Raw genomic sequence first — 17,942 nt, 5'->3', positions numbered from 1 at the left:
TGGATTCTAAAAATGGTCTCGCTTCACAAATTGGCGCTTCACTTGGCCAAAAGGCCTGCCGCAGCCGCGTGGAAGGCCGCTCGCACCGCTGAGGAATCGCCGTTCGGCTGAAGACCACTGCGCTGGATGAGCAGGATGTGGATCGCACCCGTCACCGGATCGATCCATCCCTGCGTGCCATGAGCACCGCCGTGGCCATAGGTGCCCGCACTCAGAGCGGCGGTCGGTCCCGCAGGCTGCGCCACCAGCTGAAAGCCCAGCCCCATGCTCATCCCCTCGGCAAAACCAGCCTTCAGATCGCCGATCTGCGCTGTGGTCATGAGCTTCAGGCTCTCCTCACTGATGAGGCGCTTCTTTTTCGCCACGCCACCATCCAGCAGCATCTGATAGAGCTTCAGCAAATCCTCCGCCGTGGAGAAAAGACCGCCCGCAGCCAGCGGCGTGCGTTTTTTGCTGGAGAAAGGCGGCGTCAGATAGCGAATCCCCACTGGCTCCAGCCCCTTGCCATCCGCTGCGGGTTTGTAGGAGGTCGCAAGATTTTCCAGCTTGCTCTTCTGCGGCCAAAAAGTGGTGTTCTGCATGCCCACGGGGCCGAGAATGCGCTTCTCCATGAAGCGTGCGTAATCCATGCCGCTGACCACTTCGATGATGCGGCCCAGCGTATTGATGCCGGGGTTGCAGTAGCTCCACTTGCTACCGGGCTCGAACTGGAGCGGACTCAGCGCATAGGTGATCACTGCTTCTTTCAAAGTCAGCACATCCAGCGCATCGCCATCCAGCGGCGAGTTCCCCACCAGCCCGCTCGTGTGCGTGAGCAGGTCTTTGATCGTGATAGGCCGTGTGGGCTTCACCAGCACCGTCTTCCCGGCACTCTTTTCCTGCACCAGCAGTTGGTTTTTGAATTCCGGCAGATGTTTCTCCACGGGATCATGGATGCTCAGTTTTCCCTCTTCCTGGAGCATCATCACGCCCAGTGCCGTGATCGGCTTCGTCATGCTCGCGATCCAAAACAGCGAGTCCTTCTCCATCGGGCGCTTGCTCGCGATGTCTGCTAGACCCGTCGCTTCAAAACTCAGCACCTTACCGCGTTGCGCCACCAGCGTCACCGCACCCGAGAGCGTGCCCTCTTTGACAAAATGCTGCATCGCATCGGCCACAGACGCCGCCACCGGCAGCGCAGGCGTCAATTTCTTCATTTCGGCCTTCGCAGGGGCTTTGGCGGCTTCAGGCGCTTTCGGGGCCTCAGCGGCTTTTTTCGGCTCTGGCGCAGGTTTGGCCGCTGCGGGCTTCAAATCGGCCTTTTTGGCTTCTGGAGCCGTTTTTGCGGCCTCTGGAGCACCGACAGGGATGGCCGGGCGGATCATTTCCACGACCTTTTCGCGTGCAGAGAGACTGGAGGCGAGCAAAACGAGTGCGGCGAGGGAGCGAGGGACGAGTTTCATGGCAGGTGTTGCTCCGTTTCTACGCCATGAGCGGCGCTTTTCACAAGCACGGATTTGCAGCCGCAGCGTGTCCATGCTTCAAAGACTGCACCATGCTCCAAGTCTATGCCTACCAAGGCTGCTCCACCTGCCGCGATGCCCTGCGCTGGCTCAAAGAGCAGAAAATCCCGCACACCGTCCACGCCATCCGCGAGACACCACCCACGCTCACCGAGCTGAAAGCCATGCTCACCGCACGCGGCAGTCTGCGTGCCCTCTTTAATACCTCCGGGCTGGATTACCGCGCTCTCGGGCTCAAAGACAAACTGCCCGCCATGAGCCCAGCCGATGCCCTGCGCCTGCTCTCCGAAAATGGCAATCTCGTGAAGCGGCCCTTCGCCATCGACGCGGAGGCAGACATCCACCTCACTGGTTTCAAGGCCGATGAATGGGCTGCCGCGCTGGTTTGACAAGCTCCCCGCTCCGCGCCATTTCGCCTGCGCATGGAACTCATCAACAACGCCGCGAACGTGCCCTCCGCAGTGGGCCCCTACTCTCAAGCCGTCAAGCAGGGCGATTTTCTCTTCTGCTCCGGCCAGATCCCCATCGATCCCGCCACCGGCAAGATCGACGCCACCGACATCGAAGGCCAGACACGCCAAGTCCTGAGCAACATCGCCGCCATGCTCGCCTCCCAGGGCCGCAGCATGCAGCATGTCGTGAAGGCCACCGTCTTCCTCACCAGCATGGCCGATTTCCCGAAGGTCAATCCGCTCTACGCAGAGGCCTTTGGCACGCACAAACCGGCACGCTCCACCATCGCCGTCGCCGCACTGCCACTCGGTGCTCTCATCGAGATCGAAGTCATCGCCTCACTCCGCTAACTCGCACCCAATCTCTCACCAGCATCACGTCATGAAAAAACTCCTCAGCTCCCTCCTCCTCGCACTCACCCTCAGCGCCACCGCGCAGGAATTCACGCCGCTCTTTGATGGCAAGACACTAACCGGCTGGAAGAACCCCTACGAGTGGGGCAAAACCGAAATCGTGAATGGTGAAATCCATCTCACCGCCGAGAAGAAATTCTTCCTCATCACCGAAAAGACCTACGGCGACTTCATCTTCGAAGGCGACATCCTCCTGCCCGAAGGCCAAGCCAACAGCGGCTTCATGTTCCGCGCCCATGTGGAGAAGAACAAAGTCTTCGGCTACCAGGCAGAAGTCGATGGCGACGCCAATCGCAAATGGTCCGGCGGACTCTACGACGAAGGCCGCCGCATGTGGTTCATCAGCCCCATCAAAGGAAACAAAGAAAGCGAAGCCGCCTTCCGTGCCCGCGCTGGTGATGCCTTCAAGCGCAATGACTGGAACACCTACCGCATCGAGTGCCGTGGCAGCAGCCTGAAGATCTTCGTCAACGGTGTGCTCACCACCGATGTGCAAGACAGCGTGGATGCCGCAGGCGTCATCGCCATCCAGCACCACGGTGAAAAAGGACAGACCTACAAATTCCGCAACCTGCGCATCCAGGAACTCAAGTAGTCCGCGCCCCACGCACGTCCACCATGTCCCACACCGAAGCCGCCGCCCGCGCCGCACTCCTCAGCACCGAGCTCCATCGCCATAATCGCCTCTACTACATCGAGGCGCGGCCAGAGATCAGTGACAAGGAGTTCGACACACTGCTGCGTGAGCTTCAGGACATCGAGGCGGCCTTTCCAGACCTCCAGACACCGGATTCCCCCACGCTGAGAGTCGGCGGTGCCCCGCTGGAGGGCTTCACCCAGATCGCCCATGCCGTGCGCATGATGAGCCTGGACAACACCTACTCCGCCCAGGAGCTCACCGACTTCTTCGCCCGTGTGCAGAAAGGGCTCGCCCGTGAAAAGATCGACTGCGTCATCGAGCCGAAGGTGGACGGCGTCGCCATCAGCGTGCGCTATGAAAACGGCATCCTCAAACACGGCGTCACCCGTGGCGATGGCAGCACTGGTGATGACGTGACGAACAACCTCAAAACCATCCGCACCCTGCCCCTGCGCCTGCCCCCTGGTGGCCCGCAGACCTTTGAGGTGCGCGGAGAGGTCTTCATGCCGAAGGCGGGCTTCGCCAAACTCAACCAGGAGCGTGAAGAAGCCGGTGAGAGCCTCTTCGCCAATCCGCGCAACTCCACCGCAGGCACGCTGAAGCTTCTCGATCCGAAAATCGTCGCCAAGCGCCCCCTCGACATCGTCTTCTACGGCCTCGCCGATGCCGGTGGCCTACCCGTCGATTCCCAGAACGATGTCCGCGATCTACTCACCCGTGCCGGCTTGCCGAAAAGCAGCCTCCTCTGGCATGCCGATAGCGCCGAGGGCATCCTCCACGCCATCCAGCAGCTCGATGAGCAGCGCAAATCCCTCCCCTACGAGACCGATGGTGCCGTCATCAAAGTAAACGCCTTCAGCGACCAGCGTGAACTCGGCGTCACCAGCAAAGCACCGCGCTGGGCCATCGCCTACAAATATCAGCCCGAGCAGGCCGAGACCAAGCTCCTCAGCGTCGATATCCAAGTCGGCCGCACCGGCGCATTGACCCCCGTAGCACGGCTAGAGCCCGTCTTTGTCAGCGGCAGCACCGTCAGCAATGCCACGCTGCATAACTTTGAAGAAATCGAGCGCAAAGACATCCGCGTCGGCGACTTCGTCATCATCGAAAAAGCAGGCGAAATCATCCCCGCCGTCGTTTCTGTCAAAAAAGACCGCCGCGACGGCTCAGAGGCCCACATCGCCACTCCCAGCCATTGTCCGATTTGTGGCTCCGCCGTCGTCAAAGACGCCGAACTCGTCGTCATCCGCTGCCCGAACGCCAAGTGCCCCGAAGTGCTGAAGCGCCGCATCGAGCACTTCGTCAGCCGTGGCGCCATGGACATCAGCGGCCTCGGCGAGAGCGTCGTCGCCCAGCTCGTCGATTTGAAGCTCGTCACCGATGTCGCCTCCCTCTACGACCTCAACGAGCTCCTCCTCGCCCGGCTCGAACGCGTCGGCACCAAGAGCATCGACAACTACCTCAAAGCCATCGCCACCAGCAAGCAGCAGGACCCCTGGCGGCTCATCTTTGGCCTCGGCATCCTCCACGTCGGCGCAGGTGGTGCACGGAAGCTCATCGAGCACTTCGGCGGCCTGGATGCCATCGCCGCCGCCAGCATCCAGGAGCTGCAAAGCTGCCCCGACATCGGCGAAGTCGTCGCCGTCAGCCTCCACGCCTGGTTCCGTGATCCAGACAATCTTTCCCTCCTCCAGCGCCTACGCGACGCCGGGCTGAATTTCACCCAAAAAGCCGTCCAAGCCGCCAGCGACCGCCTCGCCGGCACCACCTGGGTCATCACCGGCACCTTGAGCCAGGAGCGTGAAACCATCGCCGACACCATCCGCAGCCACGGCGGCAAAGTCAGCGGCAGCGTCAGCGGCAAGACCACCTACCTCCTCGCAGGCGAAGAAGCCGGCAGCAAGCTAGACAAAGCCACCAAACTCGGCGTCAAAATCATCACCGAAGCCGACTTCCGCAGCATGATCGGCTGAGGAAGACAACAATTTGCATCCCGCAGCGAACCGCTCATCACTAGAGCATGCTCGATCAAGCCACTGTCCTCATCGTTGATGATGAAAAGCACACCCGCGACGGCCTGCGCCTCTCGCTGGAGGATGAATTCGACTGCTACGTCGCCTCGAATGCCGCCGAGGCACTCGAATACCTGCACAACGACAAAATCGACGTCATGCTCACCGATCTGCGCCTCGGGGCCGATGATGGCATGAAGCTCCTCGATGCCGCCCTCGCCCTACCGCGTCCGCCCGTCTGCATCATGATGACAGCCTACGGCAGCGTGGACACCGCCGTGGAGGCCATGCGCCGCGGAGCCTACCACTTCGTCACCAAGCCGCTCAACCTCGATGAAGTGGAACTCCTCGTCAAAAGAGCCCTCCGCAGCCACACCCTCGAGCACGAAAACGTCGCCCTCAAACAGCAGGTCGAGCGGAAATTCTCCATCGAAGGCATCCTCGGCCAGGCCGAGGTCATGAAGCCCATCCTCGACACCATCCAGCAAGTCGCCCCCTCCCGCGCCACCGTGCTCATCGAAGGCGAAAGCGGCACCGGCAAAGAACTCGTCGCCAGAGCCATCCACAACCTCAGCGGCCGCCCCAAAGCCAACATCGTCGCCGTCCACTGCGCCGCACTCTCCCCGCAGATCCTCGAAAGCGAGCTCTTCGGCCATGAAAAAGGAGCCTTCACCGGAGCCCAAGAGCGGCGCATCGGCCGCTTCGAGCAAGCCAATGGCGGCACCCTCTTCCTCGATGAAATCGGCGAAATCGACGCCAGCACCCAGGTCAAACTCCTCCGTGCCCTCGGCGAGCAGACCATCGAGCGCGTCGGCAGCAGCAAACCCATCAGCATCAATGTCCGCGTCGTCGCCGCCACCAACCGCGACCTCGCCAAAATGGTCGAAGAAGGCAAATTCCGCGAAGACCTCTACTGGCGGCTCCGCGTCGTCACCATCCAGCTCCCGCCCCTCCGCGACCGCAAAAGCGACATCAGCGTCCTCTCCGACCACTTCCTCAAAGAGCTCGCCAAAGCCAACGGCAAGACCTACAAGCCCCTCGGCGAAGATGCCCTGCCCGCCATGATGAACTACGACTGGCCCGGCAACATCCGTGAGCTGCGATCCGCCATCGAGCACGGCGTCGTCATGAGCAACAGCAGCAAAGTCATGCTCAAGCACCTGCCCAGCTACCTGCTCAATCCCCGGCACCCCAGCAGCGGCCTACGGGCCCCCATCAGCAGCAGCATCAGCAGCAAAAGTCCAAACACTTCCTCCCCATCTGCCCTGGAGCCGTCCAGCCCCAGCAAAAGCGACCTCGACGTCCACGTCGCCGAGCACCAGCTCATCCTCGAAGCCCTCCAGCGCAGCGGCAACAACCGCACCCTCGCCGCCGAGCTCCTCGGCATGAGCCGCCGCACCCTCCAGCGCAAGCTCAAGGAAATGAACATGGTCCGCATGCACCGCAAACGCCTGCTGAAACCAGAACCAGCCACCGTGGCGGCCGAATAAGCGCCTCGCCAGCCCACGCAGATCATCGCCCACCCTCCATGCCGCTCCAGTTCACCCGAGGAGGGTAACGGCCAGGACAACACCACCACGTCCAAGCACTCCACACCGCGCTCGCGGAAGTCCACGCCCACGCACCTCGCACCATCCAAGCACCCGAAAAGCGCAGTCAACGAGGCAAAGACGACAACAACCCCGTCACGCTGAACACATCAGATGGAGAACAGAAGTCCTGCAACGCCGCTCGCTCGCCCGTTTACATTGGTCGTCGCCGCCGTCTGGTCACTGCATCGTCGTATCGACACAAGGGTCCGACAGGGTCCTGGGCCAAGCGCCCCGGCGCCCAAGTCGCGACCAGATGAGACCATGGAATGCCAAGGTTCCAACCGCAAGGCGGGCCACCGGCAGAGACCGCAGTGACACCGTCTGGACAGATTTTAATGCACCCCGCCCACTTTTAACCGTCTCACCAGTCATGTGAAAAAAGACCGCAAATCGTTAAAACCTCACTCTTGCCAACTCCAACTGCCCATGAGGCCTGCATCCGTTTTGTTCGCCCTCTTGGTTCGCGGATGGGGATTCTTTAGTTAGATGGATTGACGATGCTCTTCCAAGGAGTAAGCACAATCGTGGCAAGCCAAACTAACAACATCAGTGATGCTGCAACAAGGTGCGCTGTCAGTCTGTCGTAAGACTGACTGGTGTCGATGACAAGGCTCGTCAAACCTGCCGAGTGTGAAGCGAGCTTCGGAAGCTCCAACGCTTTAGAAGCTGTGCGAAGCGCGACTATGGAAAGCGCGATGAAGTGAATGGTTGTCCACAAGGCATATCTGGTCGGGTTCGTGTATGCGTTCTTGGCGCGGCGGCGGCAGATGAGTATAAAAAAGATGGTCCCGAGAATGAAAGTCACCCAGTAGAGAATGATCAACTCAGGAGTGCCTAAAGGACCGTATGGTCTCTTGTCCTGTCCTAATGCAAGTATCAGCGACAAGTGATCTCTGAATACCTGAATGCCTCCGATGGCGACGAAAACATCAATAACGATGGCAAACAAAACGATAATCCACCAAACGGGTGCTGGAATCGAGAAGCGATGTGTCCAATGAGGATGAAGTGTATTTTTGCTCATGGGCGAGTGGCGCTATTGTTGGGCGAACGTTGTTTAGCCACACTTGATTGTGGGCGAATCAGATTCGCCCACAGTTTTTGGTGGAATAACAGGGGTGAAGCGAGGTGAAAGTGGGCCGTTCAAGAAAAGATTCTAAGGAATGAACGGGTTGTATCGAAAAAGCCGCCAGAGGTCAAGTCTTGGGATTAAGCAGCCAGACGAACGGTTCGATTGCTCGGTTCATCCGGGAAGTGGATGCGGGTAGTGACATGGACTGCGGCAGCCCGCTGCCGCTTTCGGGAGGCCAGCCTGCTGGCCGTCGGGCATGGGATGGGGGATGCTGTGCTGAAGCCCTTTCTCAATGGGTGCCAACGGTCCGTATTCATCGTCCATCTGGGGAGACTCCGGCGGCAGCAGGCTGCGGCAGTCCATATGGCCGAGGCGGAGGTGCCGGGCGACCTGGGTGCCGAGGTGGTGGAAGCTGATCGGCTCCTACTGTTCGCCAAAACAGCTATTCACAGGCTCCAAGCCCGGTTTTGGGGTGATTGGAGGGCGAAAAGGGCAGTTTCGAGGTCGGATTTGAGAAACCCGGGGTCGGATACCGGGCAATCCGGGGTCGGGTACCGGCCTATCCGGGGTCGGGTACCGGGCAATCCGGGGTAGGATACCGGGCAATCCGGGGTAGGGTACCGGGCAATCCGGGATCGGGTACCGGGCAATCCGGGGTCGGATGGTGGGCAATCCGGGGGCGGATTTACCGGTTCCGAGGTCGGATTTGCCGATTCCGAGGTCGGATTTAGCGTTTCCGAGGTCGGATTTGCCGATTCCGGGGTCGGATTTGCCGATTCCGGGGTCGGATTTACGAATTCCGAGGTCGGATTTGGCGTTTCCGAGGTCGGATTTGGCAAATCCGAGTTCGGGAGCGAGGTGCTTTCCAGGGGAGTTGGCGCTGCCCTTTGGCCCTTTGCTCAAGGGCCCGGATCGGGCACTTAGAACACTCCAATGAGGACTACCTAAGATTTGGCGGGGCCTCACGTTGCATGCCCAGGCCGGTTCTCAAGTGCCTCTGTTGCCAACAGCCCATGCAGATCGCCGAACGGATGATACCTGCACGGAAACAGGCCCGTTGGAGCGACTCCCGGCGCAAAGCCGCGCCTCCCCCCTCCCTGCTGCACCCCAGATCACCCGAGGAGAGGCTGAGAGATTGGTGATCAAGAGCAAGAGCCAATCGGCGACCACCAGCGCAACACCCAGCGCATAAGGCCACACTGGAGCTAGAGCCGGGGTTCTACTGCTGCGCAGCCTCTGCGCTTTGGCTTCGCCGAGTTGACGCCGCTCATCGCGGCAAAGCTGGGTTCCACTTCAGGGGCATTTGCTCTCCCTCCACAACTGCTCGACTCTCCGTGACCGCTCGGAGTCGGAAAGCGACTGATACTGCTGAAAACTAACCTGCGGAATCTCGTGAATGCCCTGTGGATCGGAATCGCCGTAAGCAACTGAACGCGCACCACACGAAGGACAAACCGGGAAAGAGACAAGTCGCTGGCCGGCGATAGAATCCGCGGCGACTGCAATGACTCTGTGCAAGCGCTCGATCTGCGGTCGTGTAGGACGGTCGCCGAGGAGTGCGGATCTTCGCAGTCGCACCTCAATATCCTCCCACGCTGGCTCGTCCTGTGCCGAGAGAAAACCAAAAACGCACTGGCGCTCGCCGTGAAAGATGAACTCCCCATAGCTGAAATCGCTCAGCAGGGGCATGGAAAACCCATGACCACACGCCTGGCACTTGGCGCTGAAGAACTGTACTTTGTGGGCGAGCGTGCTCATGCGCCTAACGACTCGGATCAGGCGACGGCCTCGGCGGGGCGGGTGGAGCGCACGGTGCGCTCACGAACTCCCGCGACGCTCGAACGGACGGCGGAGAGGCCGTTCGCAGCAGTGCATGGTAAGGCCACACGGTCTGTCTATCTCTGTGCATACTTCTGAATCCAAGGCTCTGGACTCTCGCCCAAATCCTGGCCGGTAGTGCGGCGAAGGTGCGCGACGATGTCGCGCACAACCGCCGTGCGATGACGCTCAACCACTCGGTCGAGCCGTGAACCCGCCTGCTGCTTGCTGCCAGACGGATAGTAAAGACGACATACTTCAGCGAGCCTGCGATGTCGGGTGGCGCGGTGGACTGAAGTGCCCGCGTCCGCATCTCATCGAAGATGTGCGTCTGCTCGTCGGCGAAAGCCGCCTGAACATGCGACCATCCGTAGCTCCAAAACAGAAAGCCGCTACCGACAAACAAGACGGCGCAGAAAACCCCGAGCGCAACCGTGAGGCGTTTGAGGGCTGGAATACTCATGGCGTGCTCGTGTGGCCAACGTCTCGGATCAGGCGACGACGAGCGCAAGACGTTGCTGACACGACAGATAGCTATACGAGCCGTTACTGTCATCCGTTTTGTTCGGCCTTGGTTGGTATCGTGATTTGAGGTGCTGTGCTTTCGGGGGAGCAAAAGCCATGGCGAAGGAAGCGGCGCGGCTCGCGCCCGTTGTTATTTCACGCCGTTCGGCTTCTCTCTGATTCACGGCCTGGGTGTGCGGATGTGGACTTTCGATGCGGGTCTGCACGGCCGCATGGCTGGGGTGGAGGGATGGCTTCGACGGCTTCATCGCTAATAGGATCAACTGCTGTCCTCCAGCACCGGCTTGGGCAGCAGCGATGCGGGGATATGCTGCGACTTGTGGTAGATATCCACCAGGCTCAGGCGTGTGCTGCCGCAGTGCGGGCAGCTCTTCTCGGCTGCACGGTCCTCATGCGCTGCGTGCGCGGACTCGGCTGATGCCTCAGGGGTGGGCTGTTGTCTTCATTCTGTTGCCAAGAATCACCAATCAAGGTGGCGGGAGATCTAGACCAGTTCTCAAAGGAGTGCAGAGGCGGGGCCGGTTTTCTCGGTTCATCCGGGAAGTGGGTGCGGGGAGTGACATGGACTGCGGCGGAGGTGCCGGGCGACCTGGGTGTCGAGGTGGTGGAAGCTGACCGGCGCTCACTGTTCACCAAAACAGCTATTCACAGGCGCCAGGCCCGGTTTTGGGGTGATTGGAGGGCGAAAAGAACCAAGCACGAAGAACCAAGAACTTTGTGTTTTATTTTGCAAAAAGTAACCAGGCCAATTGTTACACCTGGAGGGTAGGGTCATTGCTCTGCGGTGGGGGCGACGGGCATGCCGGGCTGGGGGAGGCGGGCTTGGCCGTTGATGATGATTTTTTCTCCAGCTTTGAGGCCGCTGCGGATGATGCGCTTGCCGTCGATGGTGGGGCCGAGGCTGATGGGCTGGTACACACTGTGCATCTATTAATCCGGCACACTGATAGCGCACCTCCCGCGCAGGGAGAACAGGCCGATTTGATGTTCTGTCTTCATGCCGGATTAATAAGCTCTTTTTCGATATCCCAGCGCCTACGGTAATGGCGCTCAAGCACTCCTGGAGGCACGTCCGATTCGGTCAGAGCTTACACCCGCCTTTCCACCCAGCGGTAAGCAGCTTGAGGGCACCTCTGGATAGGGGGTGTTTTTTTGAAGTCCGTTTTTGGGAGCGAAAAAAACGATTGTTCGACCTTCCTGTCTTGCTTTGCAGTGGGCTTGTTTCGCTTTGTGGCGCTGGGATTCGGCTCTTTGGAGGCTGTGCAGGTGCCTTTTCTGACTTTCAGCACCCTTTACGGGTGCTTTAGCGAACCAAACAGGCATAGCGGTCCATGTTGTAGACCAGATTGCTGAGGTGGTTGTGCTGTGTGGCTCGTTTCAATCCAATGCTCCGACACAGATCGGCTCCCATCTGCGTCATTCGCGCGAAGATGTGCTCTACCCTCACACGCATCCGGCTGATCGTGTGGTTGGTCTGCATTTCAGCTTCGCTCAGCGGGTGACCTCGTGTGGCTTTGCGCATCAGGAACTCCTGCGCGTTGAGCTTGATGAGATACGCCTCGTGCTCCGCGCTGTGATAGGCCGAGTCGGCGAGCACGGCCTGATCTTTGTCATCAAGCAGTCCTTCAAACACTTGGCTGTCGTGGACACTGGCGGGCGTGGTGGTGGAGTTGATGATGATCTTGGTTTTCAAGTCGGCCTTCACATGGTTCTTCCAGCCGTAGTGCGACTCGTTGTTCTTCTTCGTCCAGCGTGCTTCGCTGTCTTTCTGGCGGCCCACGGCGGGGTTCTCGTCGAACTCTTCGGGGCGTTCGCCCTGCTTGATGCGCTGGTTCGCCTCGCGGCTGTTGCGCTGGCGTGGGGCTTCCGTGAAGCTGGCGTCCACGATGCTGCCTTCTCGCGCGACGATGCCTTTGCTTTCGAGCATCTGGCCGAAGGTGTCGAAGAGTTTGCGACTGCCTTCTCGTCCATCTGCCTCAATGCGTTGCTTAAAGTCCCAGATGGTTTTGGCGTCAGGGATGTCGTCGCCGATGCGCAGGCCGAGGAAGGCTTTAAAACTGGTGCGGTCAAAGATTTGCTCCTCGGTGGCGTCGTCGCTGAGGCCGTGGAACTTCTGTAGCACAAGGACTTTGAACATCAGCACGGGGTCGAACGGGGGCTTGCCGCCCTTGGTCCAGTCGCGGGTGGCGTAGCCAGTGAGATCTTCGAGCAGCGGGCGGAAACTTTCCCAAGAGATAACGTCGCGCAGCTTGAGGATGCCGAGGGTTTTGGCGGCGACGGCCTGCTCATGTTCAATGGCGGAGAACAGTCCGCCGCCTCGTTCTGTCTTGCGGTAGCGCTTCATGGCCCCTTTTATGGCCTATGGTTGCTCTCGATCAATGAATTGCCTGGGGAAAGGAGGTTTCCAGAGGTGCCCTTGAGAGTTCTTCCAAAAGTATTTTTCGCAGGCTTCACTTCCTTTGCTGCCGAAGTATTCACGCACGATCCCGAAAACGACATCGTAGCTCCCGCCCTTGTCACTTACGGGCCAATTGCTCCCGTAAATGAGCCGATCAGGACCAAAGCTCTCCCACAGGTGGTCCAAGACTGGCAGGTAATAGCTCGCATCACGCGGTGCCTGGCCTTCTGGACACTTCACTTGCTCGACGAGTGCAGATACCTTCATGAAAACATTTGGGAGCTTGGCGACGCTGAGGATGCCGGGCTTCCACTCGGGTCGCAATGACGCCGGATCACCAGGAGCTCCGAGATGGTCGATAACGATACGCAGAGCGGGGACTTCCTTCGCTAGTTTTGCGAGCGCTGGCAAGGAGGTCGCTGGGCCATTCACATCGAGTTGGAGTCCATGATCGGCCAACAAATGCGCACTGGCTTGTATGGCTTGCGCTTTGGAGGGATCACTCAATGCCATGCCACTCCAGCGCACTCCGCGAAAGATGGGATTGGCTGCAAACCGCTTCAAATGCTTGGAAAAGTCTGCATCGGGTTCCAGATGCCCACAGAAACCTACAATGGCTTTTTCCTGAGCGGCGAGGTCTGCTTCGACGATTTTACCATCCGAGGAAACAGTGCCCTCGATTTCGAGCCGGGTGCCGTGGTGCTGCGTGTCCACACTGACCAAATGGCCGCCCTTTTTTTTGTCAGCGCGGGGCGGAGTGAGGATGGCGTGCTCCGTGATGGCTTCATGAGTCACACGCGTGCCGCCTTTACCCTCCACCAACGCTTCCGCGAGCCAGCGCAGGCCAGAGCCCGCCTGCGCAGAGGCTTTGCGCAGCGCAGAGAGCTGTGCGGCGGCGTCTGTATTGGGCAAAATACTGCCGACGGGTGCCTCAACGATGCTCAAATGCCAGCGAAGCGTGCGTGGATGAGGCTTGATGAGTACGCCTACATGCTTGTCCACGAGGTCGAGATTCTCACGCGTGTTGTGAACGGTGAGCAGTTCGGTGATCACATCAAACCAACAACTGGATCCAGACGGGAAACGGACTCCAGCTGCTTCAAGCACCTGCTGCGAATCATCCTTGGTTGGAAAAGGCGGAAGCTCACGAGTGAAAGGGTCATAGATTTCCCCATCAAAGAAAGGTACGGGAAAATCTGGCGGAATATGGTAAACGCGTGTTTGGAACTCCTGCGCCACGACTTGGCCACCAGCGAGGCAGATCAGTAGAAGAAGTGGCCGTAGGAGGTGCATGGTGTGCATTTTACCCGAGATTCTGCCATTTTGTCCATGGTTGATTGGCCGTGGCATTGAGCTGGAGGCGATGCTGGCTATGTGCGGGCCATGCCCATCTCCCTCCAGCCCCTCACCCGCGAGCATGCGGCGTCATTTTGCCAGCTCGTCATCGCCTTGGCGGAGTTTGAGAAGCTGGTGCCGCCGGATGCGGCGGCGCAGGAGCGGCTGGTGGAGGATGCTTTGAGTGAAAGACCACGGATGGAGGTGTGGTTGGCGTTTGTGGACGGGGCGGAGGTGCCGTGTGGTTATCTGATCTTGGTGGAAACGTATTCGAGCTTTCTGGCGCTTCCGACACTGTACATCGAGGATGTGTTTGTGCTGCCGGAGCATCGCGGCGCTGGGGTGGGCGGGGCTTTGCTGAAAAAGGCGGCGAGTCTGGCCTATGAGCGAGGCTGTGGCCGGATGGAGTGGACGGCGCTGGATTGGAACGTGAATGCGCAGCGTGTGTATGAGCAGCGCCTGGGTGCGAGGCGGATGAGCGAATGGTTCCTCTACCGCATGACGCGGGAGGATATGGCGCGGCACTTGGGTGCGTGATCCGTGAAGAGCACGGGCAACCATCCGCAACTCACAATCGATGGTCCATCAATCGTTCATCACTGATGCTCACGGCTGGCGGACGAGCGGGAAACGCTCGATTGACGATTGTCGATCTAACGACTGTGGATTGGCGAGGTGCCTGGAGCCCCCGAGTTCCAGTTTGGGCACTTGCACTTTGATCATTGAAAAGCAGCTCATTTTCCGGTGGAGCTAGCGCACCTACGGCATCGGATCCACCATCCTTCTCCCAACTTCCTCACTGAGGCCGATGAAGGTGCGTTCCGGGAGGTTCAGCGGGCGACCTTTGAGTGTGGAGACGACCCAGCGACGCCTCAGTTTGCCTTTGGGAAGGGGTAGCGGCACGAGCTGCCCAGCAGCAATTTCATTCTTGGCGATCCAACGTGCGGCAATGGCGACGCCAATGCCCAGTTTGGCGAGTTCCTTGGTCGCCTCTGAGCTGCCGAGCTCGATGAAGTTCATCAGCCGCACGCCCTGCTTCATGAAATAATCCTGCACGAGTGAGAAGTTCATGCTGTTGCGGCTCGCGACGATGAAGGTCTCATTCGCAGCGTCTTTGAGCTTCGGTGCTTTTTGAGCCCAGGGATGCAATGGCGAGACGAGTAACTCGAGTTCATCATCAAAAATGGCGTGGCAGCTCAGTTTGGCTGTCTCGGCAGGTTTGAGGCTCACGGCGAGATCGACTTGGTTTTTTTCGAGCTTCTCGATCGTGTCGGGGGTCTCGCCGCAGACGACTTTGATTTCGTAGAGGGGGAAGCTCTCTTTGAATTCGCGGAAGACGGTGGGCAGGATGAACTGCGCGGCGGCGGTGGTGCAGCCGATGCGGAGTTTGCCACGGGGAGTTTGATCGAGCGTGCCGAGGATGCTCCTGGCGGCGCTCATGCTTTGTAGGATGGCCTCCGCATGGGGCAGCAGCTCACGGCCTGCATGTGTGAGGTGTACGCTCTTGCCCTGGCGGTGGAAAAGCTGTGTGCGGAGGTCGTTTTCGAGCGACTTGATGGCATGGCTGATGGCGCTCTGCGTGAGGTGCAGCTCGCGGCCTGCCTGAGTAAAGCTACCGCAACGGGCGAGGCAGATGAAGGCGCGGAGCTGGCGTGAGTCGATGGCGTGGTCCATGAATGCCATTCATACATCGAGTGAAAAACATTGCGCGTTGTTTCTGGATGATTTTGGCACGCTGGCACTGCGGCTGCTGATGTGGGTGGTGCATGTTACCAACTGCCCAGCATTCAAAAACCATTCTCGGTGGAGTCGTCCAACCGGTGCGCATCGGTTTTCAGCCGCTCACCGATGCGGCACCGCTGCTCGTGGCGCGGGAGCTGGAGTTGTTCGCCAAACATGGCGTTCGTGTGGAATTAAGTTGTGAGGTCGGTTGGGCCACCATCCGGGAAAAGCTGCTGTATGGCCAGTTGGACGCTGTCCATGCCATCGCCGGTCTGGCGCTGGCCATGCGCCTAGGTCTCAGCACGCCGCCATGCCGGGTGGTGGCACCATTCGTCTTCAATCTGCATGGAAATGCGATTACCCTCAGCCGTGACCTTTTTCAAAGAGGGGTGCGTGATGCCGCGAGCCTGAAAAAGCTCATCCGCAGCTCCGCCGGGCGTCGTTTCACCTTTGGCACAGTCTCCCGCTATTCTTCACACTACTTCCTCCTGCGCTCCTGGCTCACAGCGGGCGGTATAGACCCAGATCGAGACGTTCGCATCGTCGTACTGCCCCCCACCCAGATGGTGGGCAATCTCGAGGCCGCACTCATCGACGGCTGCTGCGTCGGGGAGCCGTGGAACAGCCTCGCGGTGGCTCGCGGCCTCGGTTTCATCGTCGCGACCAGTGAGCAGCTCGCACCCGGGCATCCTGAAAAAGTGCTGCTCACCACGGAAAACTTCATCGAACACCACACTGGCGAGGTTCAGGCCATCATCGCGGCTTTGCGCGAAGCCTGTGCCTTTTGCGACGCGAAGGAAAATCGCACCGAGGTCGCCCGCCTGCTGGCCAAGACCGGCTATTACGGCACGCACGCTGAGGCGCTGATTCGATCACTCGTCGGCCCACTCGATCTCGGCACGGGCGAGTCACTCGACGTCTCCAGCTTCCACATCTTCTACCGCCGCGAGGCGAATGAACCCACGCCAGAACGTGGGCACTGGTTGCTCGATCAATTCATCACCCACGGCCTCATCACACCCGGTGAACGCGCCGAGGCCACCGAGGCCATGAGCCACTGCTGGACCACCAGCTCACTGCTTTCCCCAAAACCAGCCGCATCCGCCAAGCAACGCATCTCAAAACTCAAAACCGCCCACGCATGAACAACGCCCCGCCCCTCACTCGTCGCTCCATCCTCCGCCAAGCTGGTCTTGGCGCCCTCCTCTCCGGCCTGCCCTCCGGCTGGGTCGGCTCCGCTTATGCGGATGACTCACCCGAGATGCCGGATGTGAAACTCGGCATCATCGCCCTCACCGACTGCTCCAGCATCATTCTGGCGCACGAGAAAGGTCTCTTCAAAAAATACGGCATCAACTCCACCGTGAGCAAAGGCGCGAGCTGGGCTGCGATTCGTGATTCACTCACCAATGGAGACATCCAGGCCACTCACATGCTTCTCGGTATGCCAATCGCCTCCACCATGGGCCTCGGCGGTGCGCCGAAGAAGCCGATGGTCGCTCCTTTCATCCTGAACCGCAACGGCCAGGCCATCACGCTCGCGAATTCGCTCAAAGGTAAGGTCGCCGATGATCCGAAGGCACTGAAACCCTTCGTCGATGCCGCAAAGGCCGCCGGAGCACCGATGACCTTCGCCATGACTTTCCCGCCCGGCACGCATGCCATGTGGATTCGTTATTACCTCGCCGCGGGCGGCATCAATCCGGGCGATGCCGCTGGTGCGGGCGCGGATGTTTCCCTCATCACCGTGCCGCCTCCGCAAATGGTCGCCAACATGAAGGTCGGCAAGATGGACGGCTTCTGCGTCGGAGAACCTTGGAACGCCAAAACCATCGCTGAAGACATCGGCTTCACCTCCATCACCACGCAGGCAATCTGGAAGGATCATCCTGAAAAAGTCTGCGCCTTCACCGAGGAGTTCACCGCGAAAAATCCGAAGACCGTCAAAGCCGTGCTTAAAGCCCTCCACGAGGCCAGCGTGTGGCTCGACAAAATGGAGAATCGCGAAGAGCAGGCCAATATCGTCAGCGCCGCCACCTACATCAACTGCCCGCCCGAAACCATCCTCGGCCGCCTCCAGGGTAAATACCTCATGGGCGATGGCCGCAAGTTCAAGGACCCGAACTATATGATCTTCAGCGATCGCAACTGCAATTTCCCACAGGCGAAGTATGCCAAGTGGTGGCTCACGCAGCTCCGCCGCTGGGGCTTCGTCGAAGGCGCTCCCGACTATGAAGGCGTCGCGAAGCAGGTCATGCGCTCCGACATCTACGAAGAAGCCATGAAGGAAATCGGCTACGCCCACGGCGGTGCCGACACCAAGGCCGAAACGCTCTTTGACGGCGTCACCTTTGACCCCACCGCCGACCTCGAAGCCTACGCCGCCTCCTTCGCGGTCAAAACCATCAAAGGATAACCACCCTCCTCATCGGACCGATCCGTCAGATTTGTCGGATCGGT

General features: G+C 59.6%; 15 protein-coding genes. 8 read left to right on the top strand and 7 right to left on the bottom strand.

Translation table 11 applies throughout. The features are described 5' to 3' along the window. Nucleotides 1-38 precede the first annotated feature (38 nt). Complete coding sequence (locus tag IPK32_17870) at nucleotides 39-1,442, bottom strand: beta-lactamase family protein (protein ID MBK8093786.1); 1,404 nt, start codon at nucleotides 1,440-1,442, stop codon at nucleotides 39-41. A gap of 92 nt (nucleotides 1,443-1,534) precedes the next feature. Here IPK32_17870 and IPK32_17865 point away from each other — a divergent pair, with 92 nt between their 5' ends. The 5 genes from IPK32_17865 to IPK32_17845 are packed head-to-tail and all read left to right on the top strand — an operon-like array spanning nucleotide 1,535 to nucleotide 6,510. Beyond that, a complete protein-coding gene (locus tag IPK32_17865) occupies nucleotides 1,535-1,891 on the top strand; it encodes a Spx/MgsR family RNA polymerase-binding regulatory protein (GenBank protein MBK8093785.1) in 357 nt (118 codons plus the stop codon). 33 nt (nucleotides 1,892-1,924) lie between these two features. Continuing rightward, the gene (locus IPK32_17860) at nucleotides 1,925-2,305 is read left to right on the top strand and encodes a RidA family protein (GenBank protein MBK8093784.1); all 381 of its coding nucleotides are present in this window, start codon (nucleotides 1,925-1,927) and stop codon (nucleotides 2,303-2,305) included. A gap of 31 nt (nucleotides 2,306-2,336) precedes the next feature. Further along, the gene (locus IPK32_17855) at nucleotides 2,337-2,963 is read left to right on the top strand and encodes a DUF1080 domain-containing protein (GenBank protein MBK8093783.1); all 627 of its coding nucleotides are present in this window, start codon (nucleotides 2,337-2,339) and stop codon (nucleotides 2,961-2,963) included. A gap of 23 nt (nucleotides 2,964-2,986) precedes the next feature. After that, nucleotides 2,987-4,981, top strand: coding sequence for an NAD-dependent DNA ligase LigA (gene ligA / locus IPK32_17850; GenBank protein ID MBK8093782.1), 1,995 nt, complete (start codon nucleotides 2,987-2,989; stop codon nucleotides 4,979-4,981). Between the two features lie 47 nt (nucleotides 4,982-5,028). Beyond that, a complete protein-coding gene (locus tag IPK32_17845; protein MBK8093781.1) occupies nucleotides 5,029-6,510 on the top strand; it encodes a sigma-54-dependent Fis family transcriptional regulator in 1,482 nt (493 codons plus the stop codon). Between the two features lie 580 nt (nucleotides 6,511-7,090). Here the strand turns inward: IPK32_17845 and IPK32_17840 are convergent. From IPK32_17840 to IPK32_17820, 5 genes are all read right to left on the bottom strand, one after another. Continuing rightward, complete coding sequence (locus IPK32_17840; GenBank protein MBK8093780.1) at nucleotides 7,091-7,636, bottom strand: hypothetical protein; 546 nt, start codon at nucleotides 7,634-7,636, stop codon at nucleotides 7,091-7,093. Nucleotides 7,637-8,977: 1,341 nt separating this feature from the next. Continuing rightward, nucleotides 8,978-9,442, bottom strand: coding sequence for a hypothetical protein (locus tag IPK32_17835; GenBank protein ID MBK8093779.1), 465 nt, complete (start codon nucleotides 9,440-9,442; stop codon nucleotides 8,978-8,980). A gap of 1,356 nt (nucleotides 9,443-10,798) precedes the next feature. Then, complete coding sequence (locus tag IPK32_17830) at nucleotides 10,799-10,945, bottom strand: hypothetical protein (GenBank protein ID MBK8093778.1); 147 nt, start codon at nucleotides 10,943-10,945, stop codon at nucleotides 10,799-10,801. A gap of 385 nt (nucleotides 10,946-11,330) precedes the next feature. Beyond that, complete coding sequence (locus IPK32_17825; protein ID MBK8093777.1) at nucleotides 11,331-12,371, bottom strand: IS5 family transposase; 1,041 nt, start codon at nucleotides 12,369-12,371, stop codon at nucleotides 11,331-11,333. Nucleotides 12,372-12,386: 15 nt separating this feature from the next. After that, on the bottom strand, nucleotides 12,387-13,478 hold the full coding sequence (locus IPK32_17820) for an amidohydrolase family protein (GenBank protein MBK8093776.1): 1,092 nt from the start codon (nucleotides 13,476-13,478) through the stop codon (nucleotides 12,387-12,389). 330 nt (nucleotides 13,479-13,808) lie between these two features. Between IPK32_17820 and IPK32_17815 the strand changes: the two genes are divergently transcribed. Continuing rightward, nucleotides 13,809-14,297 carry a GNAT family N-acetyltransferase gene (locus IPK32_17815; protein ID MBK8093775.1) on the top strand — a complete coding sequence of 163 codons (489 nt, stop codon included), beginning with the start codon at nucleotides 13,809-13,811 and terminating at the stop codon, nucleotides 14,295-14,297. Nucleotides 14,298-14,519: 222 nt separating this feature from the next. Here IPK32_17815 and IPK32_17810 read toward each other — a convergent pair whose 3' ends face one another. After that, complete coding sequence (locus IPK32_17810) at nucleotides 14,520-15,434, bottom strand: LysR family transcriptional regulator (GenBank protein ID MBK8093774.1); 915 nt, start codon at nucleotides 15,432-15,434, stop codon at nucleotides 14,520-14,522. Between the two features lie 92 nt (nucleotides 15,435-15,526). On the opposite strand from IPK32_17810, the gene IPK32_17805 reads away from it, so the two are divergent. Together IPK32_17805 and IPK32_17800 are read left to right on the top strand one after the other, a co-directional pair. Next, nucleotides 15,527-16,627 carry an ABC transporter substrate-binding protein gene (locus IPK32_17805; protein MBK8093773.1) on the top strand — a complete coding sequence of 367 codons (1,101 nt, stop codon included), beginning with the start codon at nucleotides 15,527-15,529 and terminating at the stop codon, nucleotides 16,625-16,627. Continuing rightward, nucleotides 16,624-17,898 carry an ABC transporter substrate-binding protein gene (locus tag IPK32_17800; protein MBK8093772.1) on the top strand — a complete coding sequence of 425 codons (1,275 nt, stop codon included), beginning with the start codon at nucleotides 16,624-16,626 and terminating at the stop codon, nucleotides 17,896-17,898. Before IPK32_17805 ends, IPK32_17800 begins: the two co-directional genes overlap by 4 nt. Nucleotides 17,899-17,942 lie beyond the last annotated feature (44 nt).

The organism is Verrucomicrobiaceae bacterium (assembly GCA_016713035.1).
Classification (GTDB): Bacteria; Verrucomicrobiota; Verrucomicrobiia; order Verrucomicrobiales; family Verrucomicrobiaceae; genus Prosthecobacter.
The sequence above is the reverse complement of the archived record's forward strand: the minus strand, read 5'-3'. Positions and strand labels throughout refer to the sequence as shown.